The 13814-nt window shown below is 60.5% G+C and carries 14 protein-coding genes; 5 read left to right on the top strand and 9 right to left on the bottom strand.

Annotation, left to right across the window (positions count from 1 at the left end; translation table 11 throughout):
• Positions 1-8 precede the first annotated feature (8 nt).
• On the top strand, positions 9-1037 hold the full coding sequence (locus AC1DE4_RS03100) for a trans-3-hydroxy-L-proline dehydratase (protein ID WP_025659702.1): 1029 nt from the start codon (positions 9-11) through the stop codon (positions 1035-1037).
• A 108-nt stretch (positions 1038-1145) separates the two neighbouring features.
• Positions 1146-2603 (top strand): MltF family protein, encoded by a 1458-nt coding sequence (locus AC1DE4_RS03095; protein WP_025659703.1) that lies wholly within the window; start codon positions 1146-1148, stop codon positions 2601-2603.
• Positions 2604-2683: 80 nt separating this feature from the next.
• Here AC1DE4_RS03095 and AC1DE4_RS03090 read toward each other — a convergent pair whose 3' ends face one another.
• The 5 genes from AC1DE4_RS03090 to AC1DE4_RS03070 are packed head-to-tail and all read right to left on the bottom strand — an operon-like array spanning position 2684 to position 8135.
• Positions 2684-3667 carry an ABC transporter ATP-binding protein gene (locus tag AC1DE4_RS03090; protein WP_477879803.1) on the bottom strand — a complete coding sequence of 328 codons (984 nt, stop codon included), beginning with the start codon at positions 3665-3667 and terminating at the stop codon, positions 2684-2686.
• Positions 3660-4667, bottom strand: a complete 1008-nt coding sequence (locus tag AC1DE4_RS03085) for an ABC transporter ATP-binding protein (RefSeq protein WP_025659705.1) — start codon at positions 4665-4667, stop codon at positions 3660-3662. Before AC1DE4_RS03085 ends, AC1DE4_RS03090 begins: the two co-directional genes overlap by 8 nt.
• A gap of 1 nt (position 4668) precedes the next feature.
• A complete protein-coding gene (locus tag AC1DE4_RS03080) occupies positions 4669-5586 on the bottom strand; it encodes an ABC transporter permease (RefSeq protein ID WP_062375524.1) in 918 nt (305 codons plus the stop codon).
• Positions 5583-6506 carry an ABC transporter permease subunit gene (locus AC1DE4_RS03075; RefSeq protein WP_018859746.1) on the bottom strand — a complete coding sequence of 308 codons (924 nt, stop codon included), beginning with the start codon at positions 6504-6506 and terminating at the stop codon, positions 5583-5585. The genes AC1DE4_RS03080 and AC1DE4_RS03075 overlap by 4 nt, the downstream gene beginning before the upstream one ends.
• 48 nt (positions 6507-6554) lie before the next feature.
• Positions 6555-8135, bottom strand: a complete 1581-nt coding sequence (locus AC1DE4_RS03070; RefSeq protein ID WP_018859747.1) for a peptide ABC transporter substrate-binding protein — start codon at positions 8133-8135, stop codon at positions 6555-6557.
• Between the two features lie 665 nt (positions 8136-8800).
• Here AC1DE4_RS03070 and AC1DE4_RS03065 point away from each other — a divergent pair.
• Positions 8801-9256, top strand: a complete 456-nt coding sequence (locus AC1DE4_RS03065) for a GFA family protein (RefSeq protein ID WP_018859749.1) — start codon at positions 8801-8803, stop codon at positions 9254-9256.
• 63 nt (positions 9257-9319) lie between these two features.
• On the opposite strand, the gene lepA is transcribed toward AC1DE4_RS03065, so the two are convergent.
• Positions 9320-11152 carry a translation elongation factor 4 gene (gene lepA, locus AC1DE4_RS03060; RefSeq protein ID WP_025659707.1) on the bottom strand — a complete coding sequence of 611 codons (1833 nt, stop codon included), beginning with the start codon at positions 11150-11152 and terminating at the stop codon, positions 9320-9322.
• 140 nt (positions 11153-11292) lie between these two features.
• Here lepA and AC1DE4_RS03055 point away from each other — a divergent pair, with 140 nt between their 5' ends.
• Positions 11293-11859 carry a helix-turn-helix domain-containing protein gene (locus AC1DE4_RS03055; RefSeq protein WP_062375810.1) on the top strand — a complete coding sequence of 189 codons (567 nt, stop codon included), beginning with the start codon at positions 11293-11295 and terminating at the stop codon, positions 11857-11859.
• A gap of 21 nt (positions 11860-11880) precedes the next feature.
• Positions 11881-12402, top strand: coding sequence for a GNAT family N-acetyltransferase (locus AC1DE4_RS03050; RefSeq protein WP_025659709.1), 522 nt, complete (start codon positions 11881-11883; stop codon positions 12400-12402).
• 8 nt (positions 12403-12410) lie between these two features.
• Here the strand turns inward: AC1DE4_RS03050 and AC1DE4_RS03045 are convergent, their stop codons facing one another.
• From AC1DE4_RS03045 to AC1DE4_RS03035, 3 genes are all read right to left on the bottom strand, one after another.
• A complete protein-coding gene (locus AC1DE4_RS03045) occupies positions 12411-12878 on the bottom strand; it encodes a group III truncated hemoglobin (RefSeq protein ID WP_477879799.1) in 468 nt (155 codons plus the stop codon).
• A gap of 94 nt (positions 12879-12972) precedes the next feature.
• Positions 12973-13581 (bottom strand): carbon-nitrogen hydrolase family protein, encoded by a 609-nt coding sequence (locus AC1DE4_RS03040; RefSeq protein ID WP_477879797.1) that lies wholly within the window; start codon positions 13579-13581, stop codon positions 12973-12975.
• Positions 13466-13810 carry a nitrilase-related carbon-nitrogen hydrolase gene (locus AC1DE4_RS03035; RefSeq protein ID WP_477879795.1) on the bottom strand — a complete coding sequence of 115 codons (345 nt, stop codon included), beginning with the start codon at positions 13808-13810 and terminating at the stop codon, positions 13466-13468. Before AC1DE4_RS03035 ends, AC1DE4_RS03040 begins: the two co-directional genes overlap by 116 nt.
• Positions 13811-13814: the final 4 nt, after the last annotated feature.

Below are 13814 nucleotides of genomic sequence, written 5' to 3'. Positions count from 1 at the left end.
GAGGTATCATGCGCAGCACCAAGACCATCCATGTCGTTTCCGCCCATGCCGAGGGCGAAGTGGGCGATGTCATCGTCGGCGGTGTGACGCCGCCGCCCGGCGAAACGATCTGGGAGCAAAGCCGCTGGATTGCGCAAGACGGGACGTTGCGCAATTTCGTGCTGAACGAACCGCGCGGCGGCGTTTTCCGGCACGTCAATCTGCTGGTGCCACCGAAGCATCCCGACGCCGATGCCGCATTCATCATCATGGAGCCGGAAGATACGCCACCCATGTCGGGATCGAATTCGATCTGCGTATCCACGGTGCTGCTGGACAGCGGCATCCTGCCGATGCAGGAGCCGATCACCGAGATCACCCTCGAAGCGCCCGGTGGGCTCGTCCGTGTGCGCGCCGAGTGCCGCAACGGCAAGGCCGAGCGCATCTTCGTGCATAACCTACCAAGCTTCGCGGAACGACTGGATGCGAAGCTGGAAGTCGAGGGCGTGGGTACGCTGACCGTCGATACCGCCTATGGCGGTGACAGCTTTGTCATCGTCGATGCGGCGGCGATGGGCTTCAGCCTGTCGCCCGACGAGGCCCATGACATTGCGAAGCTCGGCGTGCGCATTACCAATGCCGCCAACGCCGCGCTCGGATTTCATCACCCGGAAAATCCGGACTGGAATCATTTCTCCTTCTGCCTCTTTGCAGGTCCGGTGGAGCGTACCGCCGAAGGTCTACGTGCGGGTGCAGCCGTCGCGATCCAGCCCGGCAAGGTCGATCGCTCGCCCACGGGAACGGCGCTGTCGGCCCGCATGGCCGTATTGCACGCGCGTGGACAAATGACGCTCGAAGATCGTCTGACTGCGGTGTCGTTGATCGGCTCCACGTTCTCTGGCCGCATTCTCGGCACGACCGATGTTGGCGGTCGCCCGGCCATCCTGCCTGAGATCTCCGGCCGCGCCTGGATTACAGGTACCCATCAGCACATGCTCGATCCGTCCGACCCCTGGCCGGAAGGCTATCGGTTGACCGATACCTGGGGTGCCCGCTGATTGCCTGACCAGCCTTGAGCGGTACGGATAATCTCCGCTCAAGGCGCCTGCACACCTTTGATTGTGCAACAGACGTGGTACGCTCGCAGCATCAGCTGGGGGCAAGTCATGCGACGTCTTCTTTTCAGCATAGTGCTTGCAATCATCACCATTCTGTTCGGTCAGGTTTCTGCATTCGCCCAAACGAACGTCGAGGTCGGCGGGATCATGCCGAAGCCGAATACGGGCGATCTCGATGCTATGACCAAGATCCGCCTCGTTCGTATCCTGGTGCCATACAGCAAGACCATCTATTTCATCGACAAGGGACGCCAGTTCGGAACCGCGGTGGAGTTTGGGACGGCCCTGGAGGCCGAGCTCAACAAGGGTAGGAAAAAAGCGATCGAACACATCCGCGTCGCCTTCATTCCGACCGGGCGAGATCGATTGATTCCAGCCCTCAAGGAAGGGCTCGGCGACATCATCATGGCCAACTTGACGGTCACCCCTGCGCGGCTTCAGGACGTCGATTTCAGCGCGCCGATCTACAGCGACGCGAGCGAGGTGCTGGTATCAGGGCCATCCGCGGAGGCGGTTACCAACATCGCCCATCTGGCAGGCAAGGAAATCCGCGTCCGTCAGACGAGCAGCTACTACGAGCATCTTCTGTCGCTCAACGAGCAATTGAAGAAGGACGGAAAGCCGGAGATCCAAGTCAAGCCGATCGACGAGAACCTTGAGGACGAGGATCTCATGGAGATGGTGAATGCCGGCCTCCTGCCCTGGACGGTGGTCGATGAATACAAGGCCGACATATGGGCGAAGGTGTTCACGGAGTTGAAGGTCCATCCTGATGTCGCCGTGGCCACTCATGGGCAGATCGCCTGGGCGATCCGCAAGAATAGTCCGCAGTTGAAAGCCGTCCTCGACAAGTTCGCCGAGCAGCACAAGGTTGGAACGACCTTCGGCAATCTGCTGCGCAACCGCTATTTCAAGAGCGATACGATGCTGCGGCGTGCCTATTCGCCTGCCGATGTCGATCGCTTCAAGGAACTGGTCGAAATCTTCCGCAAGCATGCGGGCACGTACTCGTTCGACTATCTGATGCTGATGGCGCAGGGCTATCAGGAATCCCAGCTTGACCAGTCGCGGCGTAGTCCGAGGGGCGCCGTCGGCGTGATGCAACTGCTTCCTGCCACGGCGGCGGGCAAGGAGATCGGCATAACCGGCATCGCCAAGAGCGAGGATCTCAATGTCGAGGCCGGCGCGAAATACCTGCGCTATCTGGTTGAAGTCTCCATCAAGGGGGAGGGTGTTTCGCCGCGTGACCAGCAGCTGATGGCGTTTGCCGCCTACAATGCAGGTCCGGGAAATCTCCGGAAGTTTCGCGCCAAGGCAAAGGATATGGGGCTCGATCCCAATGTCTGGTTCGGAAACGTCGAGAATGCCGCAGCTGCCATCGTCGGCCGGGAAACGGTCCAATATGTCAGCAACATCTTCAAATACTACATCGCCTACAGCCTGCTGATGGAGCGGGTCGAAGCACAGCGCGCCTCGATGAGCACGACCACACCTGCCAAGAACTAGCGACTATGCCTTCGGTGTCGAATAGGTCAAACGGCCCGCTGGAAAACGGGCGGGCCGTTTGCAGTTCTGTCGATGCCGGCTTACCGGTCCATGTGATAGCAGGCGGCGGTTTGCTCGGGCCTGACCTGCTCCGTTGGCGGCATCTCCGTGCGGCAGATGTCCGTGGCCTTCCAGCAACGCGGAGAGAAGACACAGCCGGGCGGCGGATTGAGCGGCGAGGGCGGGTCGCCCTGAAGCCGGATACGCTGCCGGTTGCGTGCAAGCTTCGGATCGGGCACTGGCGCGGCCGAGAAGAGCGCCTGCGTGTAGGGATGCGCCGGGCTGTCGAACACGGTGGCGCAATCGCCAGCCTCGACCACCTTGCCGAGATAGAGCACCAGCACATCGTCTGAGATCAGACGTACGACCGAAAGGTCGTGGCTGATGAAGATCAGCGTCAGCCCGAACTCCTTGCGAAGCTTGCGCAAGAGCGTGATGACCTGCCCCTGGATCGACACGTCGAGCGCCGAAACCGGCTCGTCGCAGATGATCAGCTTCGGCCGTGTTACGACTGCGCGGGCAATGCCGATGCGCTGTGCCTGGCCGCCCGAGAACTCGTGCGGATAGCGGTTGATCATTTCAGGCACGAGGCCGACGGCACCCATGATCTCCTGTACGCGCGCCACGCGTTCCGCTTTTGTAAGCTTCGGCTCGAAGACGATGAGCGGTTCGGCGATAATGTCGCCGACCGTCATGCGCGGATCGAGGGAGGCAATCGGATCCTGGAAGATGATCTGCATGTCGCGTCGAGCCGCGCGCATTTCCTCATCCGACAGGTCGAGCAGATTGCGCCCCTGCCAGAGAATGCGGCCTTTCTGCGATTTCAACAGACGCAGGATCGAGCGGCCAAGTGTGGACTTGCCGCAACCGGACTCTCCGACGATCCCCAGCGTCCGGCCTTCTCTGAGGTCGAAGCTGACATTGTTCACCGCAGTCAGCGTCATCGGCGGTTTGAAGAAGCTCTTCGACGGAATTTCGAACTGGGTGGTGAGGTTCTCGACCCTTAGGAGTGATCGTTCAGCCATGGTTCAAAACCTCCTCGCGGCGGGGGAAGGGATGGAAGCAGGCCGCGGAATGGCCTTTCGCCAACATCTCAAGTTTCGGCGACGCGTCGATACAATCGTTCTGGACCATGGGACAGCGCGGCGAGAAGCTGCAACCTTTCGGCAGGTGCTGCAGATTGGGCGGGCGGCCTGGAATGACGGCGAGTTGATCGACGTCCTGGTCCGGCCGCGGGATCGAAGCGTGCAGCGCAGCGGTATAGGGATGCGCCGGTACCTCGAAGAGCTCATCGACTGGCGCTTCCTCGACGATCCGCCCGGCATACATGACGGCCACGCGATCCGCGAGGCCCGCGACGACGCCCAGATCATGCGTGATCATGACGAGCGCCGTGTTCATTTCCGCCGTCAGGTCGTTGAAGAGATCGAGGATCTGCGCTTGGATCGTCACGTCAAGCGCCGTCGTCGGCTCGTCGGCAATGAGCAGCTTCGGTTTCGTCAACAGCGCCATGGCAATGACGATGCGCTGGCGCATGCCGCCCGACAGCTCGTGCGGGTAGAGGCTGAAGCGCCGCGTCGGGTCGGGGATACCGACGCGCTTCAGCATATCGAGCGCCTCGTTGGAGGCAGCCCGCGCGGTGAAGCCGCGGTGAACCTCAAGCTGCTCCGTCAATTGCCGGGAAATCCGTAGAGACGGATTGAGCGCGGTCATCGGGTCCTGGAACACCATGGCCATGTCCTTGCCGCGGACATGGTCGAGCTCGCGCGGCTTTAGCGCCAGCACGTCCTTGCCCTCGAGTAGTGCTTGGCCGCTGGTGCGGCCGTTCTTGGCAAGCAGACCCATGACGCCGAGGAAGGTCTGGCTCTTGCCCGAGCCGGACTCGCCGACGATTGCCACGCGCTCGCCGCGCCGGATCGACAGGTTCATGTTCGAGACGGCCTTCACCTCGCCATCCGGCGTCGCAAAGGTGATCGAATAGTCCTTCAGTTCGAGAAGCGTATCGTTTTTGGTTTCGTGTTGCATTCTATCGATCCTTCGGGTCGAACGCATCGCGCAGGCCGTCGCCGATGAAAAGCAGGCTCATCAGCAGGGCGACGAGGAAGCAGGCCGGGAAGGCCAAGAGCCACGGCATGCTTTCCATGGCGTCGGTGCCCTCGGCGATCAGCGTCCCGAGTGATGTCAGCGGTTCCTGAACACCGAAGCCGAGGTAGGACAGGAAGCTTTCGGTCGCGATGATTTCAGGAACGGTCAACGCGGCGAAAATCACCACTGGGCCGACCAGGTTCGGAATGATGTGCTTGAGGATGATCTTGAACGGTTTCTGGCCGGATGCACGTGCCGCCTCGATGAACTCGCGCTGCTTGATCGAGAGTGTTTGCCCGCGCACGATGCGAGCCATGGTCAGCCACTCCAGCGCGCCGATTGCCGCAAATAGCAGGTAGACGTTTCGGCCGAACACCACCATCAGCAGGATGACGAAGAGGATGTAAGGCAGCGCATACATGATATCGACGAAGCGCATCATGAGCGCGTCGAGTCTGCCGCCGATGTATCCGGAGATCGCTCCATAGAGCACCCCGATGACCACCGAAACGATCGTGGCAGTTGCCGCAACCGCAAGCGAGACGCGGGTGCCGTAGAGCACGCGCGCAAGCAGGTCGCGGCCATTTGGATCTGTTCCGAAATAATGGCCGCTTTCCATATCCGGCGGCATGCGGAACGCCGCCCAATCCGGTTCCTCGTAGTCGAACGGGATCAGGTACGGGCCGATGAATGCGACCAGTATCAGGAGCAGCAACACGATGATGGCGACGACTGCTGCCTTGTTGCGGGAGAGGCGACGCAGCGCATCGCTGGTCAGCGAGCGGCTCTTGTGCGAAAGCCCTTCGGCCTCGAGAAGCTCGGCCGCGAGCAGCTCTCTCTTTGCTGGATTGAGGATCATCGGTTTCTCACTTTCGGATCGAGCCATGCATAGGCAATGTCGACGAGAAGGTTCAGAAAGACGATCAGCACCATGTAGAAGATGACCGTGCCGAGAACCATGCCGTAGTCGCGGTTCAGCGCTGCGTTGACGAAGTAGCGGCCGATGCCCGGCAGTCCGAAGATGCTCTCGACAACCAGCGAGCCGGTGAGAAGGTAGCTTGCCGCCGGACCGAGATAGGAAACGACAGGCATCATGGCGGGCTTTAGCGCGTGACGAATAACGGTTAGCCGTGGGCCGATGCCCTTGGCCTTGGCGGTGCGGATGTAGTTCTGGTTCATCACCTCGATCATCGAGCCGCGGGTCATGCGCGAGATGCGGCCCGCATGTGGCAAAGCCAGCACAACGATCGGAATGACGAGATAGCGGAACGAGCCGTCACCCCATCCGCCGACAGGCAGCCAGCCGAGATGGATACCGAAGACCAGCTGCAGGATAGGCGCAATCAGAAAGTTCGGAAGAACGAGGCCAACGAGAACGAGCAGCCCGAGGAGGTAGTCAGGCGCTTTATTCTGATAAAGTGCCCCAAGACAGCCGACTGTCACGCCGATAAGGATGGCAAAAATGAAGGCGAGGCCCCCGATCGTGAACGTGTAAGGCACGCCGATCATGATTTGCTGGGCAACGCTGAAATCTTCGTTGGCGAACGACGGGCCTAGATCACCCTTCAACACGTCGAAGACGTAGATCAGGTATTGTTCGATCAGCGGCTTGTCGAGATTGTAGTGAGCCGCGAGGTTCTTCAGGATCACCGGCGGCAATGGCCTCTCGCCATCGAACGGGCCGCCGGGAGCAAGGCGCAAGACAAAAAAGCTGAGTGTCACGGCGATCCACATCACGGGGATCGTCGACAGTAGGCGACGGAGTGCATATTTGATCATGGTCGTGGATCGGCCCTTCCCACATTCAGCGGGAAGGGCCGGTGTTCCTTATTCTTTGACCGACAGCCAGCGCGTGCGATGGATGTCCTGAATATTGTCGACGAAGCCCTGGACCTTCGGCGAGACCACGTTCTTCGAGACATAGTAATAAAGCGGAATGGCGGCGCTGTCGTCGAGCGCAAGCTGTTCGGCCTGCTTGAAGATTTCGGCGCGCTTCTTCAGGTCGGTTTGAGCGTTCGCTTCCTTGACGAGCTTGTCGAAGTCGGCATTGCTCCAGCGGCCATAGTTCATCGAAACGCCGGAAACGAGTAGACCCAGGAAGTTATCAGGATCGTTGTAGTCCGCGATCCAGCCTGCGCGGCCGATTTCGACCTGACCGTGCTGCATCTCGTCATAGTGGACCTTGGTTTCGGTGTTGTAGAGCTCGATCTGTACGCCGAGCGGCTTCCACATCGAGGCGATCGCCACAGCTACGCGCTTGTGGTTGTCATTGGTGTTGTAGCGGAGCTGTGCCTTCAGCGGGTGGTCAGGTCCGAAGCCTGCTTCCTTGAGCAGCTTTTTCGCCTCTTCCACCTTTTCCTTGTAGGGCATGTCCTTCCAGCTCACATAGGCCGGCTCACCATAATTCGCGGTGCCCGGCGGTACCCAGGAATAGGCCGGCAGTTCGCCGGTGCCGAGGATCTTCGGGCCGATGACTTCACGGTTGACGGCCATCGAGAGGGCCTGACGAACGCGCTTGTCGTCGAACGGCGGCTTCGTGGCGTTGAGGACGTAGTAGTAGCTGGCGAGGAACGGCGTGACATGGGCCTGGCCCGGCAGGTTCTTCTTCATCCATTCATACTGATCCGTCGGGAAGTCGGTCATGATGTCGAATTCGCCGGCGCGAAAGCGCTTCAGAGCCGCTTCCTGATCCTCGAGCGTGAAGAACTTCACGCCATCGATCTTCAGGTCCTTCTCGCCGTAGTACTGGTCGTTCTTGACTGTCGTGACGGACGCGCCCGGAATCCACTCGGTCGGCTTGTACGGGCCGTTGGTGACGATGTTGCCGATCTTCACCCAGTCATTGCCCTTGGCTTCAACCACATGCTTCGGCAGCGGATAGGCGGTGTAGTGCATCAGCGAATTGATGAAATAGGGGGTCGGGTTCTCAAGCGTGATCTCGAGCGTCTTGTCGTCGATCGCCTTGACGCCGAGCTGGCTGAAATCGGTGATTTCGCCCTTGTTGATCTTTTCCGCGTTCTTGATGGTGAATTGCAGATAGGCGTATTCCGCGGCGTTCTTCGGATCGACAAGGCGCTGGAAGGCGAAGACGAAGTCGCCGGCCGTCACCGGCTGCCCATCCGACCACTTGATGCCGTCGCGAAGCTTGAAGGTATAAACCTTGCCGTCCTGCGAGACGGTCCAGCTTTCAGCCTGTCCCGGGATCGGATCGTCCTTCGGGTCTTCGGTGACGAGGCCCTCGAAGATGTCGCCAGCAATGCGGTTCTCATAGTCGCTCGACAGCTTCTGCGGGTCGAGGGACTGCGGGTCGCCGCCATTGTGGATGTTGAGTGTCGCGGCGTGCGCGGTCACGGCCAGCAGTGAGCCAAGCACGGCTGAAGCCAGGAATTTTTTCGTGAGAAAGTTCATATGGGGGCCACCTTTCTAGGCTTTTCGCCTTTATTAGTCGTTTGTTCCCATGACCAGTTACGTTCAGGTCAGCGCACAACCTATCGTAAAGGCTTGCCGTTGCAAGTCCCCAAATGAAGCAGCGAGCGACACTCCTTGCCGCCGCGAAAATTTCTAGTCTGTAGCCGCCCGGCCCGCCGCAGAAGGAGGGATTTCGCCCGTGCTGTGCCGTTTCGTACGATGGGCAAGCTTCAATGCATTCAATCAATGATTGCAGATACCGAGAGTAGCCGGCTCATCTTTTGATGCCTTTGCGGCGAATTACGTTGACTATTCAATGACCGATAGGGTCGTTTGCGACATCTTGCCGCCGTCTATTTTTGAAATGCTGCGTTGTCCCGCGATTTCGGGGAACGACTGGATTAGGTGGCACCGGTCTTCGCCCGTGGCTTGCAGACGCTGACGGAAAACGGTGCGTTGATTCTGGTCGACAAGCGGGCCGGGGCGGAGGTGGGCCAGTGTGCACTCGATCCAAAGGTCGCTATCGCTTGGTCGCTGCCAGTGGCGCGAATATCCGCGCGATCATGGCTTTCCGATTCCTAGGAGGCGATGCCGGTTTGCCTGCCGCCGACAGTTTGACGCCGCGCCGCCTGCCGCTAGATTGAGTATGACGAAGGGAGGTCGCGATGACCGAAGTAAATCTACCTTGGACCGGTGGCTGCCGATGCGGCCGCGTGCGATTGAAGATCCGCGCAAAGCCGCTTTTGACCATGGCGTGCCATTGCACAGGGTGCCAGAAGATGTCGTCGAGCGCCTTTTCGCTGAGTGCCGCGATCCCGGCGGAGGCCTTCGAAATCACCGAAGGAGAGCCCGTCATCGGTGGGCTGCACGGCGTCGAGGCGCACCACTATTTCTGCGGCCACTGCATGACCTGGATGTTCACGCGATCGGACGGGATGGATTGGTTCGTCAACCTGCGTCCGACGATGCTGGACGATCCGCGCTGGTTCCGGCCGTTCATCGAGACCTGGACCCGCGAAAAACTGCCCTTCGCCGAAACCGGCGCGGTCCGCAGCTACGAGGCGCTGCCGTCGATGGACGCCTATCAAGGGCTGGTGAAGGAATACATGGCCTGCAGTTGAGGCAGCGCAGGATCAAAAAGCCCGGCCATGCGTCGTGCGCCGGCCGGGCTGAAAATGATGCTTTTATTCGTCGCCCATCTTGAGCGCGGCGATGAAGGCTTCCTGTGGAATCTCCACCTTTCCGAACTGGCGCATGCGCTTCTTGCCTTCCTTCTGCTTGTCCAGAAGTTTGCGCTTTCGGGTGGCGTCGCCGCCGTAGCACTTGGCCGTCACGTCCTTGCGCAGCGCCGAGATGGTCTCGCGGGCAATCACGTTGCCGCCGATCGCTGCCTGGATTGGGATCTTGAACATGTGCTTCGGGATCAGTTCCTTCAGCCGCTCGCACATGTCGCGGCCACGCTTCTCGGCAGACGCGCGGTGGACGAGCATGGAGAGCGCATCGACAGGCTCTCCATTGACGAGGATCGACAGCTTGACGAGGTTACCTTCGCGGTAGCCTTCGAGGTGATAGTCGAAGGAGGCGTAGCCCTTCGAAATCGACTTCAGCCGGTCGTAGAAGTCGAAGACAACTTCATTGAGCGGCAACTCGTAGGTCACCATTGCGCGGGTGCCGACATAGGTGAGTTCCGTCTGGATGCCGCGACGATCCTGACAGAGCTTGAGAATGCCGCCGAGGTAATCATCAGGCGTCATGATCGTCGCCTTGATCCAGGGCTCGCGGATCTCGTCGATCTTGACGACATCGGGCATGTCAGCCGGATTGTGCAGTTCGCGCTCGCTGCCGTCGGTCATCGTCAGCTGGTAGACGACCGAAGGCGCAGTGGCGATCAGGTCGAGGTCGAATTCGCGCTCAAGGCGTTCCTGGATGATCTCAAGGTGCAGCAGGCCAAGGAAGCCGCAACGGAAGCCGAAGCCGAGTGCGGCCGATGATTCCATTTCGAAGGAGAAGGAGGCATCATTCAGGCGAAGCTTGCCCATCGCCGCGCGCAGATCCTCGAAATCCGCGGCATCGACGGGGAAGAGACCGCAGAACACGACCGGTTGTGCCGGCTTGAAGCCCGGCAAGGCCTGCGCCGTTGGGCGCTTGTCCTCGGTGATGGTATCGCCGACGCGCGTATCGGCCACTTCCTTGATGGAGGCGGTGATGAAGCCGATTTCGCCAGGCCCGAGACTGTCGACATTGACCATCTTTGGCGTCAGCACGCCGACGCGTTCCACCTGGTACTTTGCGTCCGTGCCCATCATGCGGATCGTCTGGCCCTTGGTCAGCACGCCGTCAATGACGCGGACGAGGACCATGACGCCGAGATAGGTGTCGTACCAGCTGTCAACGAGCAGCGCCTTCAGCGGTGCCTTTTCACCGCCGGGGCTCTTCGGCGCCGGCAACTTCTGAACGATTGCCTCGAGGACATCGGGGATGCCGAGGCCGGTCTTTGCCGAAATCAACACGGCTTCCGAGGCATCGATACCGATCACTTCCTCGATCTGTTCCTTGATGCGATCAGGTTCGGCGGCCGGCAGGTCGATCTTGTTGAGGACGGTGACAAGCTCGTGGTTGTTGTCGATCGCCTGGTAGACGTTGGCGAGCGTCTGGGCTTCCACGCCTTGGCTGGCGTCAACGACGAGCAGCGAACCTTCGCAGGCCGAGAGCGAGCGCGAGACCTCATAGGCGAAGTCGACGTGTCCGGGCGTGTCGATCAAATTCAGGATATAGGTCTCGCCATCCTTGGCCTTGTAGTGCAGACGCACCGTCTGGGCCTTGATGGTGATGCCGCGCTCGCGCTCGATATCCATGTTGTCAAGCACCTGCTCGGACATCTCGCGCTCGGCCAGGCCGCCGGTCGATTGGATCAGGCGGTCGGCAAGCGTCGATTTGCCGTGGTCGATGTGGGCCACGATCGAGAAATTGCGGATATGGGAAAGCGGAGTCGTCGAATTGGTGCTCATGCGCGCCATATAGCAGCGCCGACCCTTGCCGCAAAGCGGAAAAGCAGGGGTTCGTTTACGATAAGTCGCCGTTTCGCGGACCGAAACATGATACTTGATTCTATTATCAGATCGTGAAATTCTATTATAAAAGAAAATCGGATCCAATGATGGAACAAGAACTCGAAACGGCGATCGGCCTTCGCATCCGCAGACTGCGGATCGAGCGGAATTTGACGCTGGAAGACCTGGCCAACGCCTCCGGCGTCAGCCGGGCGATGATCTCCCGCATCGAGCGCGGCGAAGCGAGCCCGACGGCCCCGCTCCTCGCCAGGGTTTGCGCAGCGCTCGGCCTGTCGCTGTCGGCCTTCTTTGCCGAGGACGGCGAGGTCTCGCCGCTGTCGCGCCGTCAGGACCAGCAGGTCTGGCGGGATCCGGAGACCGGTTACGTCAGGCGCTCCGTCTCGCCGCCGGGAGCCGCTTCGTCTGTCGATATCGTCGATGTCGAATTCCCGCCAGGCGGTCGCGTTAGTTTCCCGCCGCACGCAGCCAGCAACGGCATGACACAGCATGTCTGGCTGTTCGATGGCGAAATGGAAATGACGACGGGCGACACCGTCTACCGACTGCTGCCTGGCGACTGCCTGTTCATGCCGGTCGGCGAAGGCCATGTTTTTCATAACCCCGGCAACATTCCCGCCCGCTATTGCGTCGTACTCGATCGGCGCGGGCGCTAATTCATTTCAGGAGAAAAAGTGATGACAGCTACGATCCGCCTTCTTGATGCGGCAGAAGCCCATGCGGCGATCCCCGACCTCTGCGACGTGCTGACCGATTGCGTCAACGGCGGCGCCTCGGTCGGCTTCATGCAGCCTTATGGCAACGCGGATGCCGAGCCTTACTGGCAGGGCGTCGCCGATGCCGTCGCGTCCGGTGCAACGCTGCTCCTCGTGGCGGAGATCGACGGCAGAGCCGTTGGCACGGTGCAGGTCGGTGCCGCACAGATGCCGAATCAGCCGCATCGCGGCGATCTGAAGAAGCTGTTGGTGCATCGCTCGGCCCGGGGCAAGGGCCTTGCACGTCTGCTGATGGATGCTGCGGAACGAGAAGCCGCCGTCCGCGGCAAGACGCTCCTCGTGCTTGACACGGCAACCGGCAGCGATGCCGAGGCGATCTACCCCAGGCTGGGCTGGGAGCGGGTCGGTGTCATCCCGGATTATGCGCTGTGGCCGGAGGGCGGCCTCTGCGCCACCACATTTTTCTACAAGCGTGTCGCCTGAAGTGGCGCTCAGGCGGGTTTGGCCTGGGGCGCGTCGAGTGCTGGATTGTAGAACAGCGACAGCGTCAGGCTCTTGGCGATGCGTTCAGCGGTCGTCATGAACCAGGCCTTGGCCTCAGGGTTCGGCGCGATATCGCTGAGCGTCGCGGAAAACAGTGCCAGCCATTGCGGGAAGAGATCGGGCGTCAGGTTCGCGACGCCCGTGTGCGCCTGCACCGGCTTGCCGCCATAAGCGCCGTTGCGAAAGGCAATTGATGACCAGAAGCTCTTCATCTTCTGCATATGGTCGGGCCAGCGGCCGGAAAGCCGGGCATCAAACACGGGTCCAAGCGTCGCATGCTGCAGCACACGGGCGTAGAACGTCTCGACCAACCGATCGATGAACGCCTCGTCGACGCCCATCGCCGTCATCTCGTCTTCGGCACGCTCGCGTATGGCGGCGACATGTGCCGCGCGGCCCTGAATTTCTGTATCCATCGTCAACTCCGGCGCGTCGCAATCCGCGACAGCGCCCATATAGGCCATCTGCGTCTCGAGATGAAGGGACCGCGACGCAAGGCAGCATTGCGCGTCAGTAGCCGCTTCTGTCTTCGCTTCGGGGATCGTCCGCCATCCTCTCGCGATAGATATCACCCTGTCGCGCCTTGAGCCGCCACGGTCGGGCCTTCTGCAGCGGAATGTCGTATGCCGGGTCGTCTCGGTTCAACACCGCGGTTGCCAGGCCTGGTTCGGGAGTGGCAGCACACTGCGCCACCCATTTTCCATCCGGGCCGATGATGCTGGCCGGCCCCTTGGCGGCCTTCTGCGCCGGCGTTGCAGCGCCGATCCAGATGCAGTTCAGCCCCGCATGCGCGCGCAGCGCAATCTGGAAATATTCGGGAATGCCATAGGAGGAGAAGAACACGGCATCGACGCCGAGATTGGCATACTCCTGGAATACCTCCGGAAACGTAGCTTCGATGCAGATCGCGCAACCGAATCGGTAGCCGTTGATATCGAAAGTGATCGGCGCGGTGCCGGGAGAGTACCAGCCGCCAAGTTCGCTGTTTGACAGAAACCTCTTGTCATAGCGGGTAAGCAGCGCTCCGGTTTCGGAAAAGACATACAGGCTGTTGTGCGGGGGGGTAGCCCTCCGCCAGCCGATGTGCTCCGCCGACAACCGCAAAGATGCGAAGATCACTACAGAGATCGGCGATTGCCCGAAGCTCGGCCTCCTGCTGCCGCCAATCGAAGCTGGCCCAGTCCTCGGGATGCAGGATCTGCGATTTCGAATATCCCGACAGTGCGCCTTCGCAGAAATTGATGACCCGCGCGCCATCAGCAGCGGTGGCCGCAATCATGCTCCGGATTGTTCGGCCATTCGCGGTAATGTCAGGCGAAACGATGGTCTGTGCTGCGGCTATCTTCAACGGC

Source organism: Rhizobium sp. 10N414 (genome assembly GCF_056394785.1).
The sequence above is the reverse complement of the archived record's forward strand: the minus strand, read 5'-3'. Positions and strand labels throughout refer to the sequence as shown.

Bases quoted from the DNA above. Each gene is read 5' to 3' on its own strand.
- AC1DE4_RS03075 (WP_018859746.1), bottom strand. From the start codon at position 6,506: ATGATCAAATATGCACTCCGTCGCCTACTGTCGACGATCCCCGTGATG.
- AC1DE4_RS03085 (WP_025659705.1), bottom strand. From the start codon at position 4,667: ATGCAACACGAAACCAAAAACGATACGCTTCTCGAACTGAAGGACTAT.
- AC1DE4_RS03045 (WP_477879799.1), bottom strand. From the start codon at position 12,878: ATGGATACAGAAATTCAGGGCCGCGCGGCACATGTCGCCGCCATACGC.
- AC1DE4_RS03070 (WP_018859747.1), bottom strand. From the start codon at position 8,135: ATGAACTTTCTCACGAAAAAATTCCTGGCTTCAGCCGTGCTTGGCTCA.
- AC1DE4_RS03080 (WP_062375524.1), bottom strand. From the start codon at position 5,586: ATGATCCTCAATCCAGCAAAGAGAGAGCTGCTCGCGGCCGAGCTTCTC.
- lepA (WP_025659707.1), bottom strand. From the start codon at position 11,152: ATGGCGCGCATGAGCACCAATTCGACGACTCCGCTTTCCCATATCCGC.
- AC1DE4_RS03100 (WP_025659702.1), top strand. From the start codon at position 9: ATGCGCAGCACCAAGACCATCCATGTCGTTTCCGCCCATGCCGAGGGC.
- AC1DE4_RS03090 (WP_477879803.1), bottom strand. From the start codon at position 3,667: ATGGCTGAACGATCACTCCTAAGGGTCGAGAACCTCACCACCCAGTTC.
- AC1DE4_RS03065 (WP_018859749.1), top strand. From the start codon at position 8,801: ATGACCGAAGTAAATCTACCTTGGACCGGTGGCTGCCGATGCGGCCGC.
- AC1DE4_RS03095 (WP_025659703.1), top strand. From the start codon at position 1,146: ATGCGACGTCTTCTTTTCAGCATAGTGCTTGCAATCATCACCATTCTG.
- AC1DE4_RS03050 (WP_025659709.1), top strand. From the start codon at position 11,881: ATGACAGCTACGATCCGCCTTCTTGATGCGGCAGAAGCCCATGCGGCG.
- AC1DE4_RS03055 (WP_062375810.1), top strand. From the start codon at position 11,293: ATGGAACAAGAACTCGAAACGGCGATCGGCCTTCGCATCCGCAGACTG.